Source organism: Streptomyces sp. SAI-170 (genome assembly GCF_049739565.1).
Classification (GTDB): domain Bacteria; phylum Actinomycetota; class Actinomycetes; order Streptomycetales; family Streptomycetaceae; genus Streptomyces.
This window is the reverse complement of sequence record NZ_JBMGQD010000001.1, coordinates 1,104,939-1,119,621: the sequence shown is the minus strand read 5'-3', so window position 1 is coordinate 1,119,621 and position 14,683 is coordinate 1,104,939. Positions and strand designations below refer to the sequence as shown.

The following is a 14,683-nucleotide window of genomic DNA, read 5'->3' as shown; positions in this document are numbered from 1 at the left end:
CCGGTGTGCGTCCTTTGGTGGCGTACGGATGGGGTCACGTGATCAGCAGCACGCTGGTCCAGTTCGTGGTGTTCGTTGCTTCGAGGGCGAGCTGCGCGCCGCTGCGGCCCTCCATGAAGCCGGGCTTGGACAGCCGGTCCAGGTCGGTGGCCAGGCGCTGTTGTAGGTCACCGATCGCGGAGGCGAAGCGTTCCGGGGTGGGGCTGTCGGCGGCGACAGCGCGGGCGAGGGTCACCAGACCTGCCCAGCCGTGGCACAGCGTGGCGTCGGTGATCAGTGCGAGGTGACCGGGGTCGGTGAGCGTCCGTACGACGGTGTCTTCTGCCGCTCGGCGCCGGGCCTGGTCGTTCAGGGCGAGCGCGGCGAGCTGCTGGGCTCGGGCGATGCCGGGTCGGCCGTAGCACCAGGACGGGCGAGCCGGCTGCGGTGAAGGCGGCTCGACGGTGTCCAGGTAGGCGCGGCTGGTCCAATAGTGGCTGCCGTACCGGTCCAGCCAGCGTGCGAAGACCTCGATCGCCTCGTGCTGGCCCGGCACCAGGATGTCCCGCCGGGCGGCGAGTGAGAGAACCGCCATTGGGCCGGCGATGCCGTGCGCCATGCCGTTATCGCTGTGCCCGCCGGCCAGTTCCACGTCGCCGGGCCCGAGCGCGGACCACCACCCAGGCACTTCCCTCCCCTCGAAGCGGACCGGCCGCGAGAGGGAGACGAGGTAGGCCAGCACGTTTGTCAGACGCTCCGTGGGCGCTCCACGCGTCAGGAGCAGCGCGCCCAGTCCGGCAAGGCCCCGGATGAGGTCCCATTCCGCGAGGTGCGGCAGGCCCCCGGATTGCTGTCGCCGCCGGACGGCGGCCAGGCGGGCGTCCACCACGCGGTCGACGGCACCGCGGACATCGTGGCCTGCGCGTCCGGCGCGGGCGAGTACGAACTCCAGCGCCGGGGCACCGTGGAACAGGCTCGCGTTGCCGCCGGCGCTGACCCCGTGAGTGACTGCCTGCGCAAGGTGGTGCCGCGCGGTGCGCAGGTCACCGCGCTCGATGTCCAGCAGCACGATCCCGAGTGGACCCTCGGACAGGTCTTGTGTACGGGGCGGGAGCGTCGTGGCGGTCATGCGCGTGGCGCCAAGGGGAGGACGAGGCTGTGGGCTCGTCCGCTGATCCATCCATCGGCGTCGGGCGGCGGTGCCTCGTGCAGTGTTGCGACGCCGAAGGGGCTGGCGTCCAGGTGGGCGCGCAGCAGGTCCAGGTGCATGTCCCGGCTCAGATCAAGGGGGAGCTGTTGATCGTCTTCCGCCAGCAGAACCCGGTCCGGCACCCGGAAGCGGCTCTGCCAGGCGTGCATTTGCTCGGCCCACTCGTCCAAGCTCGCGGTCCGGCCGGGCAGATCCCGCGCACGCATCTTCCATCGCGCGGCCGTGATGATCGAGCGTCGGTAGGTCAGCGCCGGGGTGAAGGGCAGCGTCCATGCAACGCCCCAGTCGAACCAGGTCACTTGTGGTGCGGTGGCTCGGCTGATCTCGCTCAGGAACCGGGCCATGGGCGGGGTGTAGTTGTTCCAGAGGAAGTTGATCGCGGTGGGTGCCAGGAGTTCCAGGTGCGTGCCGGTGGTGATCTCGACCAGACGGGGGCGGCCGTCGCGGACACTGACAGCAAGGTCGGAGGGGAACAGCACGCCGTCGCCGGGGTGACGGAACTCGCCCACGCTGACAATGCGGGGCAGCACGCGCGGGGCGCGGGTGAGAAGGTCGGCAGGGACACGCCCGGCGTGGAAGGAGAGCTGGACCAACTCGGCGCCGGGCTCGATCGTGGGCAGCCCCCTGTACGTGGCGCCCGTGTCGGGGAACAGGTGCCAGAACCGTCCCGTCATCGAGCCGGCCGAGCGGGAGACGGTGACTACCCGGAGCCGGAAGTTCCCTCGCTTCAGGGCGTCGGTCGATCGGGCGTGGAGCTGGGCGGCCAGTTCGAGGTGGGGGGCGGTGAGCCGGGGCTCTTCGCCCGCCGCCTCCAGCTCCTCGATCATCCCGCCGGTCAGCTGCACCGAGCGTGCGCCTTCGGCGGCCGCGGTGCCGGCGAGTTCCAGCAGGAGCCGGTCACGGCGGGACATCGGGCGGGGCGGCTCGGACGGCTTGATGAAGCCGTCCGGAAATCCCACTCCCCGGTCGGGGTCGGTCGCCGCTTCGACCGGGATCGCGATGTTCTCGCCGTACCGGTCGGTGAACTGCTCGACCCAGCGGCGCCAGGCCGGGGTGCCGTTGGGGTGGGTGGCTAGCCGGGAAAGGACGGTCGCGGCCGTCTCCGCCTCGGTCAGCACTTCCTTCGGCAGCCGTACCGTGGCGTCGAGCCGTAGATCAGTGGCCACCACGCGGTCGCGCACGAGCGCGCGCAGAACGGCCGGTAACGCCTCGGCAGGGTTGGTGACGGTGGCGGGGGCACGCAGCGACGACCGCAGCAGCCGCACCCGAAGCAGCTCTCCGAGAAGCTGGGTGCGGGCGTGTTCGGAGGTGGAGGGGAACTCGGCAGCAAGTTTGTCCGCCAACGCGGAGTAACGAATGGGGGCGCGTGTCGCGTCGAGCACGAACCGGAGCGCGGGGCTGCTCAGCGCGAGGCGGAACTCGGCATCGCCCTCGGACGGTACGTGGACGTATCCATCGCGCTGCTGGGCCAGGGCGTTGACGCACACTTCGACTTCGGCCATCCGCGCGCCGTCCTTTTCCCAGGCGCTGATGGCCTTGTCGAGCGCCAATGGGTTGGGACGGGTGACTGCCTGGTGCCGCTGACCGAAGCGGACCTTCGTCGTGTCCCCGAACTCGATCAGTGCTACGCCTGCGAAGAAGCCGTAGGGAGTTGAGCGGCGCGCGTACCGGATTGCGTATCGGGCAGTGGCCAGTGCCGCCCGGCGCACACGGCGCAGCTTCGGGGACCGGCCATCCAGGATCGCCTGCACCTGCTTGGCCAAATCCGGGCTGGCACTGGTTACCGCCTGCCTGAAGGTCCCGTCGGCCCACACAGTGCCCAGCCACGAACGCCAGGCGTCGAGCGAGGCCGAGTCCTCCGGCCAGGGCCCCATGACTGGCTCTGCGAGGTGTACTGCCGCGCGCAGCATTCCTTGCCCGGTGCCCTGGTACAGGCTGCGTCGTGCGCGTGTCATCACTACTCCGTTCTTGGTAGCCGGGGTGGGCGGGCCGGACGGAACTACCGCCCGGCCCGCACGGCCGCTTCGCGTCGGTTACGACGTGACGCAGGCGCTCGGGCAGGAGCTGCCGCAGGTGTCACCGGTGCTGCACATCAGGACCGTTTCGGTCGCCGGTGTTCCCTCCACGAAGGTGATGTCCAGCTGGAACGGGTCCTCCGCGGCCTCGCCGGCCGGTTGTACGGGCTCGATCGGACGCTCGATCTGGACGGTCATGTGGTGCCTCCTGGGGGCGGGTTGATGGTGCACGGCCCGGGCCCGAGTTGGGCTCGGGAGTTTTTAGGGCCAGGCCACGGTGGGACTGAGGTGGTTGCGTCGAATGGGTGTCGATCATGCTGAGACGGAGCAGGGACGAGTTGTCGGAGACGGCCCTGTAGGCGCGCTCTCATGGCTTCCTCCTGCCGTAGCCGTCTTTCCCTGGAGGGGAAGCAGGCCCCAGCCGTGCGCGAGAACGACGAGGTGGGTGGTGTCCTCGGCGTTTGCGATGCCCATGAGTTCTGTGACGCGCTCTTTCACGTCAGCGGGTGCGATGCCGGCAGCCATGCCGATGTCCAGTGCGCGGCTGTGTTCGGTGAGGGCTCGCAGGAGCCGCATCTGGGCAGGCGTGAGGTCGGGCGCAGGCCCGGACGCGGGTGGGAGCGAGACCTGGCCGGTTGCCAGCAGCCTGTGCACGACGAGGTGAGTGGGACAGCGCGGAGGGCAGTGGAGTGTCGCGCGGATGGTGTGGATGTAACTGCGGACCGTGTGTGGTGACAAGTTCACCTGGGCGGCGATGTCCTTGGACGGGACGCGGTGTACGAGCTGCTCGGCGATTCGTCGCGCCGTCCGCGAGAGCGGAGTGATCGGTGCGGTGGTGGTCATGGGGGTCCAAGTCGGTGTCGGGGGACGGGTGGTCCCCTGCCGCCGGGCCCTGGGCGGGGGTTGGGGGTCCGGCGACAGGGCCCGCGCGCGGCGAGAGGAACTCACGGGGGTGCCGCGCACGGGGGTTTATGCGGCCGTCGGGTCGGGACGGCGTGCCCAGCCTGCTTTCAATGCGAGCTGTTCGGACCACTCGATCCGGTCCTCGCCCAGGGCAGCGTCGGCCAGGCGTATGCGTTGGATCTCGCCGGTTCCGGCGGGCGGGTAGGTGTGCTGCACGTCGCGCCACAGTCGCTGAAGGGGACAGTCGGGGGCGAGGGCCCGTGCGCCATGGAGTTCCATGGCGTCCTGGGCAGAGCGCGCGGCCCATCGGTGACCTAGGTACTTGGCGTTGATCAGTTCGGCGTCGCAGGGCAGGCCCTGGTCGAGGAGGTGGACGGCTTGGTAGGCCAGTATGCGGGCGGCGCGCAGACGGGCTTCCATCTCGCCGATGCGGTCACGCAGCACTGGAACGTCGGCCAGGGAAGACCGGTAGCGGGGGCGCCCTTTGAGGTAGGCGGTGGTGGTTTCCACGATCATTTCGTGGAGTCCGAGGCTGATGGCGGCCAGGTTGGGGCGGCCGTAGAGGATGCTGCTGCTCTGGGCCACGCTCAGCCCTTCTCCCACGCCTCCCACCACGTTGTCCTGAGGAACACGGACGCCGTTGATGTCGAGACGGCCGGCGGTGAACCCGTGCAGGCCGAGACCGGGTCGGTGGGCGGCGACCCAGAGTCCTGTGCGGTCGGACTCGATCAGGAACGCGGTCAGCGCCTTGGACGCGCTCACGCCAGGCTCGGCGGTGCGGGCGATGACGAGATGTGCTCCTGCGAGGTGGCTATTGCCGATATGGATCTTGCTGCCGGTGATCACCCACTCCTTGCCGCTGCGCTCGGCGGTGGTCTCGATACCGCCGATGTGGCCGCCGGCGCGCGGCTCGGTGGAGGCGATCGACAGCCGCATTGAGCCGTCAGCGACCTGTGGCAGCCAGCGTTGCTTCTGCGCGGGGGTGGCGAAGTGCAGCAGGGCTCCGACGGGGATCAGGGTCGCCTGCAAAATCGCGGCGGCGGCGGCCGAGACACGCGCGACGCGGTGAATGAGGATGGTCTTGGCGACGTGGCCCGCATCCATGCCACCGAATTCGGCGGGGACGGTAACGGCGAACCATCCGCGCCTGGCCATGACGCCGGCGACCTCGCGCTCAACCCTGTGCGGCGCAGATTCCATGCGCTCGACGCGAGAGGCGACGTACTCGGCCGCGAAGGCGTCGGCCTCCTGCCACAGCAGTTCGTGGCGGTCTGTGAGGTAGGGGCGCAGCGCCGCAGGCGGTATGACAGGCGCGGTGGACATGGTCGTCTCCATCTCCCTGGAGGGGAAGCACACAGTGGACGGCCGGGGTCTGCGAGGTCTCCCGGGTCGGGGCGAAGGGTCGGCGTCAGCGCGCCGCGGCCCGGATGATGTGCTGCATCACCTGACTGCCGGTGTCGATCACGATGTCCCTGATCCGGCGCGCGTCGCTGAGCAGCCGTGTCTCGGGGTCGATGACGCACACGGTGCCCAGAACGGTGCCGCTGTCGTGGATGAGGGGGGCGCCGAAGTAGCAGCGGATCCCAACCGCGTCGACCACATGATTGCCGCTGAAACGCGGGCTGGCATGAACGTCGTGCAGCGGAAGAGCCATCCGCCGGGCCACGACCTCAGGGCACCAGCCGTGCTCGCGGCTCATGGTCCGACTGACGGTGACGTACCCGCTTTCGGCGGGCGGCTGATGCAGGCCGATGAAGGTCTGGTCGGCCAGGAAGAGGTTGACGAAGCTGTAGCGCAAGCCCGTCCGGGCGGCCATGTCCTTCGCGAAGGCATCGAAGACCGGATCGGCCGAGGTAGGCACGCCCAGGCGGCGGATCAGCTCGTAGCGTTCCGCCAACTCCGCAGCCTCCGGGCTGAGGACGGGCACGCTGGTCAGGGCGGGCGATCCGGATAACCGCGTGGTCGACTCGTTGGCGTGCGGGGCTGTGAACCAGTCGCTGTGGTGATGACTCATCAGGCGTCCTGTAGCGAGGTAGGGGCGGTGGTGCGGGCGCGGGCCCGCGATGTGTCCTTGACGGCGTGTCCGACGAGCGTGAGCAGGACGCTGGCCACGTGGTCCGCCTCGCGTGCGTCGCAGGTGACAACTGGCACGTGCGCGGCCAGGTCCAGCGCCTCTCGGACCTCGTCGGGGTGGTATCGGTAAGCACCCTCGAACTGGTTGAGGGCGACAACGAACGGCAGACCGACATGCTCGAAGAAGCTCAGGGCTGTGAAGCTCTTCTCCAGTCGGCGCGTGTCGGCCAGCACGACTGCGCCGACCGCTCCTCGGGCGAGGTCGTACCAGATGTTGACGAAGCGGTCCTGGCCAGGGGTGCCGAACAGCAGCAGCTCCACCGGCACCGGAGCATCGTGGAACGTGATGCGGCCGAAGTCGAAGGCGACCGTGGTCGTTTGCTTGGCCTCGACACCCTCCAGGCTGTCGACGGCTGTGCCGGCCTCGGTCAGGTACTCCTCCGTACTCAGCGGCGCGATCTCGCTGACGGCGCCCACCGCGGTGGTCTTGCCCACGCCGAAGCCGCCGGCGATCAGGATCTTCATCACGGCGGGTGCGAGTCCATTAGCCGGAAGCGACGGCGTGCAGGTGGCGGCGGGGTCAGCCGGCCTGGGGGTAAACGGCATCAGGCCACTTCTTTCTGAGGCCCGCAGACAGGGCCGCCAGCAACTGTTCAGTGGGGCGCGGGTCCTCACCGGAGGCGGTGTAGGAATCGGTGACAGGCAGGACGAGGGCATCGGTGTTCAGGAGGTCGGAGATGAGGATCTTCACCACCGTGACGGGACGGCAGAGTCGGCCTGCCAGTTCTGCAACCGAGCGCCGCCGCGCTCGGCACAGGGCGAGGATTTGACGGCACTCTTCGGCCTGCCCGGGACCGGGACGCCCTGGTCCGGTCTCAAGCACGGTCTCCAGGCCCAGTACGTGATGCGGCCGAGTACGTCCGTTCGTCACCGTGTAGTTCCGTACGAAGGCGGACGTGTCAGAGCCGTCGTGCACGTTCACCGGGCCTCATCGCCCGTGGACACACGCACGGGGATGTCCATGTACGGGGCGAACCTGTTCACCAGGCGCGCCGTCTCGAACCCGACGGTGCCGACGTCCGCGTCCGTCGTGGTGATCACGGCCAGGACGGTGTCCACCACGCCGCGGGTGTTGCCGGGGTAGTTCCTGAACGCCGCACTGCGGCCGGCGTGCTGTACGAAAAGGAGGCAGTCGTCCCGCTCGATGACGACCTGTTTCGCCGGCTTCTTCTGGTGGGTCGGGCCGGTGATGTTCGCAGCCAGGGAGGCCAACCCGGCCATCGCAGCGGCCAGCTCGTCCGCCCAGTCCTTGTCGACATCGCTGTCCAGCAGCCGCAATCCGTCCCGCGACAGCAGGACGGCGTGGGTGACGCCGGGGGTCTCGGCAGCGAACTGTCCTAAGAGCCATGCCATATCGGTCTGCGGCTCGCCCCCGCCCCGTGGGCCTTGGGTGCCGGGAAGGCTGGTCATGTCAGGGGTGGTCATGTGATCGCTCCATGGGGGGAGGGCCAGCGGCCGGAGCCGGCCGCCGGGGACGCGGACGGGCATGTACGGGAAGAATGGTCACGAGGTGGGCTCGGCGGCCGTCGACGACGGTGCGCCGTCCTTGCCCGCCTCAACGCCGCGGCGGTAGGCGGCTGCCAGACCAGGTGTTGCAGCCGTGGCGGCCTGCTCGCGACCGGCAGGAGGTGGGAACGAGCCGCCCGTGCGTGAACGCCTCGGCAGCGCCGGGGCACCATGCCGGATGTTCCCCTCGCCTGCCACCTGCCCTGCGGCGAGAGCCGACGGGGCAGTTCGGGCGGCCGAAGGACCGGGCGAGACTGACGAGGAACCCGGTGAAGGAAGTGATGCAGGGGGCCGCGGCGCTGCTGCGCGCGACGCAAGGGCGTCGTCGACCTCAGCGATGGGGACGAGGAGTCTGGTCGGTACGACCACCAGTGCGGTAGTGCCGCCAGTCGGGTTTTCCTGCAACTGGATGGACAGCCCGTGGCGCTGTGCGATCTTCGCCGCGGTCAGCAGGCCGAGCTGCCCCGCTCGCACCTGACCGCTGACATCCACCTCATCGGGTGCCACGAGGAGGTAATTGAGCTGGTCGCGCAGTGCTGCAGGCATCGGAACAGCGCGGTCCTCCACCTCGATCGCCAGGCCTGCCGGCACCCGCTGCGCTCGCACGGTCACCTTGGTGGCCGGATCGGAGTACTGACAAGAATTCTCGATCAACTCAGCTAGGACATGGGTCAGGTCCGGACCCACGTGCCCCGGAAAGCCCAGCTCTGCTCCAACCGGTCCTGCCACAACGGTGACGCGTGGGTAGTCGACCACTTCGGACACAGCTCCCCGCAGCATGGTCGTCACGGAAACCGGCCGACGCACACGGCGCAGCGACTCGCCACCCAGCACAGCTGTGCTCTCCACATGCCGCCGCGCGCGAGTCACCAGGTGATCGATCTGGAAGATCGACGCCAGCAGCTCCGGATCGGCGGTCTGCTTCTCCAGCTCACTCAACGCCACCAACGCCCGTCCGATCAGCGCATGCTCGCGCTTGGCCAGTCGGCGGAGAACCTCCAGTAGAACGACGGACTGCGACTCGTCGTGCACGCGGATCAGCGACGTCACAACCTGGAAGTGCAGTTCGGCCAGCACCTCCTCGACCTGCGCGGTGGAAGCAGACGACCGCGGCTGCGCCCTGTCCGGCACTGGGGGACGGGCGCCGCGACACAGTTCGTCAGCCGACCAGAGCGCGGACTTCTCCACTGCCGCGGCCGCCGACACCAGCGCGGCAAGGTTCTCGCCTTGGTGCTGCTGTATGGCCTGGGCTGTAGCACGCACTCCCCGGGCTGCCTTGAGGACCAGACCCCCCAGCCCGACCGCCACAACCGTCAGCAGCCAGCCCACCGAGACGCCGGGCGTCAACAGCCATGTGACGAAGGTGGAGCCCAGCAGCACGACCAAGAGCAGCATCGGCTCGAAGACGGCGCCACGGAGGTGATGAAGCGTGAACCTGTCGGTCTGGGACGGCCGCCGCCTGCGGCGGCGCGACGCGCTGGGCTGCGCGGGGGACACACTGTCAGACATGGAAATCCTCAGCAGGACGGAGCGGCAACGGCTCGTCGGTCATGTTGCGGACGCCTCGACGCCCCATCGCAGTGCAAAGTCGTCGCTTCGAGTGGAGCAGGTGTCAGCCGCGTTGAGAGCTGCTCCAGGAGCAGCGCACTCTCGATCAGGCCCCGGTGGCTGAACGCCTGAGGGAAGTTGCCGAGCTGGCGCTCTTCGACCGGGTCGTACTCCTCGGCGAGCAAGCCCAGGTCGTTGCACAACGCGAGCAGCCGCTCGTACAGAATGTGGGCCTCATCGAGGCGGCCGATCAGGGCGAGCGCGTCGACGAGCCAGAAGGAACACAGGAGGAAGGCGCCCTCGTCCCCGGGCAGGCCGTCCACTCCGGTGCGCTCGCCCGCGGTCGGGTAGCGCCACACGAGCCCGTCCGGCGTGGACAGCTCGCGCCGCACCGCCTCCACGGTGCCGATGACGCGAGGATCGGTAGGCGGGAGAAACCCGACCCGGGGAATCAGCAGCAAGGACGCGTCGAGTTCGTCGGCGCCGTAGGACTGCGTGAAGGTGTTGCGGACAGGGTCGAAGCCCTTGGCACACACCTCACGGTGGATCGCGTCGCGCAGTTCGTTGAGGGCGCCCAGGGCATCGGTGTCGATGTCCAGGGCGCCGGCCTCGGCGAGACGGATGGTCCGATCGACCGCCACCCACGCCATGACCTTGGAGTGCACGAAATGCCGGCGCTCCCCGCGGACCTCCCAGATGCCCTCGTCCGGTTCCTGCCATCTCCGTGCCAGGTGCTCGACCAGCCGCAGGTGCAGAACAGCAGTGTCCGCGCAGCCGGCGACCCCCTCCTCATGCGCGAGGTACAGGGTTGCGATCACCTCGCCGTACACATCCAGTTGCAACTGGTCCGCCGCCGCGTTGCCGACCCGGACCGGCGCCGAGCCTTCGTACCCGGGCAGGTCGAGCTCGCGCTCGGGCAGGTCGCGCTCTCCGGTGACGCTGTAAAGGATCTGCAGGCTCTTCGGGTCGCCGGCCACCGCCCGCAGGAGCCACCGCCTCCACGCGGCCGCCTCCTGTCGGTACCCGGACCCCAGCAGGGCGTCGAGGGTAGCGGCGGCATCCCGCAACCACGTGTACCGGTAGTCCCAGTTCCGTTTGCCGCCGATTTCCTCGGGCAGGGAGGTGGTCGGTGCTGCGACGATCCCGCCGCTGGGCTCGTAGGTCATCGCCTTGAGCGTGATCAGCGACCGGATGACGTCCTCGCGGTACGGGCCGGCGTAAGTGCACTGCCCTGTCCACTCCCGCCAGAACGAGAGCGTCCGGTCGAGCTCGGCGATCGGATCCGTTACTTCCGGGGCGGCCGTGTGGGACAGCTGCCAGCTCAATGCGAAAGCCACGCTCTGGCCGGCCGCGACGGTGAAGGAACTGACGACCGCACCGTCCTTCTCCACCTGCCGGATTGGAGTGTCGAGCCACAGGGCATCCGAACCGGCCTCTGCGATCATGCGCCCACCGACCTCGTGGATCCACGGGCTGACACGGCCGTACCCCATCCGGGGACGCATCACCGAGTCCATCGCCACCGCGCCGACCAGGCCATCGACGATCCGGATCACGCGAGGAGCGCCCTCGCGCGGCGGCATGAAGTCGGTCACGCGAACCGAGCCGGTGGGCGTACACCACACCGATTCGAGGACGAGCGAGTCACCGCGGTACCGGCGTTCTGTGGCGACGCCTGGGTCCCATTCGCCCGTGGTCGACGCGGGGGCGATCCGCCACGAGCCGTGTTGCTGGGTGCCCAGCAGCGCGGCGAAGACGGCTGCCGAGTCAAAACGCGGTGGGCAGAACCAGTCGATCGAGCCGTCGTCACATACGTGTGCGCTGGTCTGCATGTCGCCGATCAGGCCGTATTGCTCAATGCGGGGAAGGCGTTTCATAACAGTCGGATCTCCATGTGCCCGGCGTTGCGGGTTCTGGTGGCCGCGGGACGGCCTGCGAAAGGGAATGCGACATCGCTCGGCTGCAAAACGATCTGTTGTCAGGTCTGCGCATACGGGCCAGCCGTGAGTCGTCAGCCAAGGCTGCTCTGGCGCCGAGCTTGTGGTTTGTCGATCAGCGAGGAGCGAAGGTCACACCTTGCGGGACCTTGTTGGTTCCGTCGTTCACGGCGACCATCACGGCCTGCCCGGAGAGGCAGGGAAGGAACACCACGTCGTCCTGCCGTCTTCGCTGATGCCCCAGTCCTGCGCGAGGGCGGACACGAGGAGCAGACCACGGCCCGACGTGTCGGCGTGCCCGACTGCCCGCAGAGTCGCAGGAGCACGGCTGTCATCGGTGACCTCAATGAGCAGCTGGCCCTTTGCGTTCGATGCGCGCAGCCGAACGTCCCCCATGCCGTGCTGAACGGCGTTGGTTACCAGCTCGGAAACGGTGAGTACGACGTCATGGATCAATACCTCGCGTACGTCCCACAGCCTCAAGACCGCCGTGATGTCTCGGCGTGCTCTCTGAACGCAGACTCTCGCCGGGGCGAAGGCGGCCTCGAACAGACGTGGGTTGTTCGCCAACGACTCAACAGCCGGCCGTGCGGGGGCTGTGAGGGCAGTCATTCGGTTCTCTCCTGAGTTGGTGAGGAGAAGGCATGTGCTTCTGTGCCGTCGTCGTATCCGTGCCTTGGCACCCCCTTTACAGGGGCCGAGCAAACGGTGCGTCCAGTCAAAAGGCGGAATCGTGGGTCATCGGCAGCCGGGCACCGAACGTCTCGGGAGCGAAACCCGCAAGCATGGGCCTATGCGGCTCACCCAAAGCGCGGACACAGAGCCGGCGGCCCGTGAAGCCAGTACGGGCATGCAGCCATCGGTGGTTGTCGAGCAGATAGCCCTGGCCCGGTGCGAGGCGGAGGCGAAGTTGGCAGTCTCCGACAGCCCGGCGCAGTGCGGGCAAATACGGATGGACGAGCGGACTCCACCGCGCAAGACCGTCCTGACGGAGCCGGACCGATATGAGGCCGTCGGGACGAACCGTGAACACCTGGCTGGGGTGGCCCGCGCCGGCGCCGAAGTAGGCGGTCCTCGTTTGGGCGAGCGCGACAGCCGCTGCACGATCGTCGGCTACCAGTCTTGCCAGGACGTCGCGCCCGTCGGCGAGCAGTACATCGCCGCCTTCAGTGGCAGGCTGGAGACAGACCAAGAGCATCAGGCGGGGCGGGTTGGGCACGCCGGCACGCTCTGTGTGTGCTTGCAGATCGCCGCGGCCGAAGCCGGCCAGACCGGCGCGGTGGGCGTGCATGCCGGTGTCCTGGATGGCCGTCAGTCCGTCCGGGCCGCTGTGCGGATGCGGGACTACGTGCATCAGCCGACTGGCGAAGTCGAGTACCGAGCTACGACCCATCAGGCCCGCAACGGTCACCAGTCCGGTCTCCCGCAGCCGGGTGCGGCACGCATCGACGGCGTTCGAGGCGCGCACGTCGACATGGCCAGCCCCAACAGGCGTCGCCGGACGAGTAGGTGCAGCACGCATCACCGTGCTCCTTCGCGCTAGGTCGGAACGTTCAGAGTGAGAGGCCCTGGTGAGGCGGGTAAAGCGACAGATTGTCGACTCGGACAAGTCGCGCAGACACACGCTGAGTTGTAGGTGTCGTGCTACGTTCCGAAGACCGGGAACGCACTGCCCAGGACGAGGACCGCAATGACGCACACGCCGCCCCGTTGGCCCGTCTCCGTAAAGGGCGTGGCTCTTGACGCCGATGACAGGGTGCTGCTGCTGAAGAACGAGCGTGAAGAATGGGAGCTTCCTGGGGGACGTCTGGAGCCGGGGACGGCGGACGGAGTCGTACCTGCCGATGTCAGCCCCGAAGCGGCCCTGGAACGGGAGATCCGGGAGGAGACCGGCTGGGAGGTGAAAGCCGGACCATTGATCGATGGCGGCGTCTGGGTCTACGAACCGATTCCAGGACGCAAAGTCTTGATCGTCACCTACGGTTGCACTGTGCTGACCCCCGATCAGGCGCCGGTCGTCAGCCATGAGCACAAGCAGCTCGGCCTGTTCGCTGCTAACCATGTAGCCGCCCTGAACATGCCAGAGGGGTACAAACAGGCGGTGGCCGCCTGGTTCGGCCGAAAGGCCGACGATTACGAGCGGATGTAACCCTCCATGGCCGTTGGGGAGAGCCCGAAACGCCGTGGCGACCACTGGCCGGAGACTCGGCCCTCGGAGCGCCACGCCCAATGGCATTGGGCGACACCGCAAGCCGAACTCATCCTGGCAGCAGGGGACCTGGCCGGCATCCTGCGCTTCTACCGCCGTGTGCACGGCCTGAACCAAACAGAATTCGGCGCTCTCCTCGGCTACGACAAGACCTACATCTCCGCGTTGGAGCTCGGGAAGCGCCACCTTGATGACGTGGGGTCTCTCCGACGCATTTCCGAGTGCCTCCGGCTGCCCCCGCACATCCTCGGAGTCACGGACGTGGCTGACACCGATCACCGGGCCATGCTTCAGTTCGGCGAGTCCACCGTCCGGCTGGCCGAGATCGCCCGCCAGTCCGGCCATGCAGCGGAAGCGGTCTCCGAACTGTGGCCCTTGGTCGCCCGCCTTGAGGCCCGGGTGGAAGACGGACACACCGAGGTGGAGGTCCTGCACCTGCTCGCGCGTGCCCGTGTGGGACTCGGGGTCGCCCTGGGGAATGTCCTTCCGGAAGAGCGACTGAGTACTGCGGCGAGATGGACGGGCAAGAGTCTGGAGGTTGCCGAGCACTTCCGGGATCCCGTCATGATGTCTTACGCACTGCGGATGCACGGCAACGAGCTGCGCAAGGCCGGCCTGCGAGGTGCAGCCGTGGACCGCCTGTGCCGTGCTGTCGCTGTCGCGCCCGACACCCAGGCACGCGGTGCCGGCCTGGCATTGCTGGCCCGGGCCGCTGGTGCATTGGGCAACAGCGAGCTGTTCGACCGGGTGATGCGAGAAGCGGACGAGCTGCTGGCCGTGGTGGAGCACACCAGCCTGTTCAACCCCTTCTCCCTGCACGAGATCCGCCTGCGGGGTCTGGTCGGGACCGGAAGGGCGCGCGAAGCCATACGACTCGTGGCTGACACCCCTGCAGCCACGACTACGGTGGCGCCGCAATGGCGGGTGATCGAGCTCGTGACCGTGGGCAGTGTGCAGTTGCTCGCCGGCGACCGCACCGGCGCGGCCGAGTCGCTGGACGGTGCTGTTCATGAAGCGGTTGTGCAGCGGTTGCCGCATCAGCTCCAGCGCATCATGCGCACGGCTGTCGGCCGGCTGCCGGTTGCTCACGAGGCCGCGGCCCACGCTTTGCACCGCATGCGCAGCGAGATGGCGGCGTAGAGCCGTGCCACTCTGGGAGGCAACAGTGCAGTGCAGCAACACCGTGATGTCCTTCGTCCTGCGGGATCTGGACGCCCATCGAATCGCTCGCCCTTCGCCACGC

At 68.4% G+C, this 14,683-nt stretch carries 15 protein-coding genes; 2 read left to right on the top strand and 13 right to left on the bottom strand.

Annotation, left to right across the window (positions count from 1 at the left end):
• Nucleotides 1-34: 34 nt before the first annotated feature.
• The 13 genes from RKD23_RS05100 to RKD23_RS05040 form a co-directional block, all read right to left on the bottom strand.
• Entirely contained in the window at nt 35-1,108 is a 1,074-nt protein-coding gene (locus RKD23_RS05100; RefSeq protein ID WP_424852523.1) for a lanthionine synthetase C family protein, read from the bottom strand.
• Complete coding sequence (locus tag RKD23_RS05095; RefSeq protein WP_424852522.1) at nt 1,105-3,144, bottom strand: lantibiotic dehydratase family protein; 2,040 nt, start codon at nt 3,142-3,144, stop codon at nt 1,105-1,107. The genes RKD23_RS05100 and RKD23_RS05095 overlap by 4 nt, the downstream gene beginning before the upstream one ends.
• A gap of 78 nt (nt 3,145-3,222) precedes the next feature.
• The gene (locus RKD23_RS05090) at nt 3,223-3,402 is read right to left on the bottom strand and encodes an FxLD family lanthipeptide (protein ID WP_424852521.1); all 180 of its coding nucleotides are present in this window, start codon (nt 3,400-3,402) and stop codon (nt 3,223-3,225) included.
• 114 nt (nt 3,403-3,516) lie between these two features.
• On the bottom strand, nt 3,517-4,047 hold the full coding sequence (locus RKD23_RS05085; protein ID WP_424852520.1) for a DNA-binding protein: 531 nt from the start codon (nt 4,045-4,047) through the stop codon (nt 3,517-3,519).
• A gap of 126 nt (nt 4,048-4,173) precedes the next feature.
• Nucleotides 4,174-5,430, bottom strand: a complete 1,257-nt coding sequence (locus RKD23_RS05080) for an acyl-CoA dehydrogenase family protein (RefSeq protein WP_424852519.1) — start codon at nt 5,428-5,430, stop codon at nt 4,174-4,176.
• 85 nt (nt 5,431-5,515) lie between these two features.
• A complete protein-coding gene (locus RKD23_RS05075) occupies nt 5,516-6,121 on the bottom strand; it encodes a GAF domain-containing protein (RefSeq protein ID WP_424852518.1) in 606 nt (201 codons plus the stop codon).
• Nucleotides 6,121-6,705: a GTP-binding protein gene (locus tag RKD23_RS05070; protein WP_424852517.1), complete on the bottom strand. Its 585-nt coding sequence runs from the start codon at nt 6,703-6,705 to the stop codon at nt 6,121-6,123. The genes RKD23_RS05075 and RKD23_RS05070 overlap by 1 nt, the downstream gene beginning before the upstream one ends.
• Nucleotides 6,706-6,760: 55 nt before the next feature.
• Nucleotides 6,761-7,162: a DUF742 domain-containing protein gene (locus RKD23_RS05065; RefSeq protein ID WP_424852516.1), complete on the bottom strand. Its 402-nt coding sequence runs from the start codon at nt 7,160-7,162 to the stop codon at nt 6,761-6,763.
• The gene (locus RKD23_RS05060; protein ID WP_424852515.1) at nt 7,159-7,665 is read right to left on the bottom strand and encodes a roadblock/LC7 domain-containing protein; all 507 of its coding nucleotides are present in this window, start codon (nt 7,663-7,665) and stop codon (nt 7,159-7,161) included. The genes RKD23_RS05065 and RKD23_RS05060 overlap by 4 nt, the downstream gene beginning before the upstream one ends.
• Before the next feature lie 78 nt (nt 7,666-7,743).
• Nucleotides 7,744-9,141, bottom strand: coding sequence for a sensor histidine kinase (locus tag RKD23_RS05055; protein WP_424852514.1), 1,398 nt, complete (start codon nt 9,139-9,141; stop codon nt 7,744-7,746).
• A 122-nt stretch (nt 9,142-9,263) separates the two neighbouring features.
• Nucleotides 9,264-11,171, bottom strand: a complete 1,908-nt coding sequence (locus RKD23_RS05050) for a glycoside hydrolase family 15 protein (protein WP_424852513.1) — start codon at nt 11,169-11,171, stop codon at nt 9,264-9,266.
• A 237-nt stretch (nt 11,172-11,408) separates the two neighbouring features.
• Nucleotides 11,409-11,843 (bottom strand): ATP-binding protein, encoded by a 435-nt coding sequence (locus RKD23_RS05045; RefSeq protein WP_424852512.1) that lies wholly within the window; start codon nt 11,841-11,843, stop codon nt 11,409-11,411.
• A 106-nt stretch (nt 11,844-11,949) separates the two neighbouring features.
• Nucleotides 11,950-12,753: a TauD/TfdA family dioxygenase gene (locus RKD23_RS05040; protein ID WP_424852511.1), complete on the bottom strand. Its 804-nt coding sequence runs from the start codon at nt 12,751-12,753 to the stop codon at nt 11,950-11,952.
• A 168-nt stretch (nt 12,754-12,921) separates the two neighbouring features.
• Here RKD23_RS05040 and RKD23_RS05035 point away from each other — a divergent pair, with 168 nt between their 5' ends.
• Complete coding sequence (locus tag RKD23_RS05035) at nt 12,922-13,380, top strand: NUDIX hydrolase (protein WP_424852510.1); 459 nt, start codon at nt 12,922-12,924, stop codon at nt 13,378-13,380.
• A gap of 6 nt (nt 13,381-13,386) precedes the next feature.
• The gene (locus RKD23_RS05030) at nt 13,387-14,580 is read left to right on the top strand and encodes a helix-turn-helix domain-containing protein (RefSeq protein ID WP_424852509.1); all 1,194 of its coding nucleotides are present in this window, start codon (nt 13,387-13,389) and stop codon (nt 14,578-14,580) included.
• The last annotated feature ends 103 nt before the right edge of the window (nt 14,581-14,683 follow it).

Bases quoted from the DNA above. Each gene is read 5' to 3' on its own strand.
- RKD23_RS05100 (WP_424852523.1), bottom strand. From the start codon at position 1,108: ATGACCGCCACGACGCTCCCGCCCCGTACACAAGACCTGTCCGAGGGT.
- RKD23_RS05095 (WP_424852522.1), bottom strand. From the start codon at position 3,144: ATGACACGCGCACGACGCAGCCTGTACCAGGGCACCGGGCAAGGAATG.
- RKD23_RS05090 (WP_424852521.1), bottom strand. From the start codon at position 3,402: ATGACCGTCCAGATCGAGCGTCCGATCGAGCCCGTACAACCGGCCGGC.
- RKD23_RS05085 (WP_424852520.1), bottom strand. From the start codon at position 4,047: ATGACCACCACCGCACCGATCACTCCGCTCTCGCGGACGGCGCGACGA.
- RKD23_RS05080 (WP_424852519.1), bottom strand. From the start codon at position 5,430: ATGTCCACCGCGCCTGTCATACCGCCTGCGGCGCTGCGCCCCTACCTC.
- RKD23_RS05075 (WP_424852518.1), bottom strand. From the start codon at position 6,121: ATGAGTCATCACCACAGCGACTGGTTCACAGCCCCGCACGCCAACGAG.
- RKD23_RS05070 (WP_424852517.1), bottom strand. From the start codon at position 6,705: ATGAAGATCCTGATCGCCGGCGGCTTCGGCGTGGGCAAGACCACCGCG.
- RKD23_RS05060 (WP_424852515.1), bottom strand. From the start codon at position 7,665: ATGACCACCCCTGACATGACCAGCCTTCCCGGCACCCAAGGCCCACGG.
- RKD23_RS05055 (WP_424852514.1), bottom strand. From the start codon at position 9,141: ATGCTGCTCTTGGTCGTGCTGCTGGGCTCCACCTTCGTCACATGGCTG.
- RKD23_RS05050 (WP_424852513.1), bottom strand. From the start codon at position 11,171: ATGAAACGCCTTCCCCGCATTGAGCAATACGGCCTGATCGGCGACATG.
- RKD23_RS05045 (WP_424852512.1), bottom strand. From the start codon at position 11,843: ATGACTGCCCTCACAGCCCCCGCACGGCCGGCTGTTGAGTCGTTGGCG.
- RKD23_RS05040 (WP_424852511.1), bottom strand. From the start codon at position 12,753: ATGCGTGCTGCACCTACTCGTCCGGCGACGCCTGTTGGGGCTGGCCAT.
- RKD23_RS05035 (WP_424852510.1), top strand. From the start codon at position 12,922: ATGACGCACACGCCGCCCCGTTGGCCCGTCTCCGTAAAGGGCGTGGCT.
- RKD23_RS05030 (WP_424852509.1), top strand. From the start codon at position 13,387: ATGGCCGTTGGGGAGAGCCCGAAACGCCGTGGCGACCACTGGCCGGAG.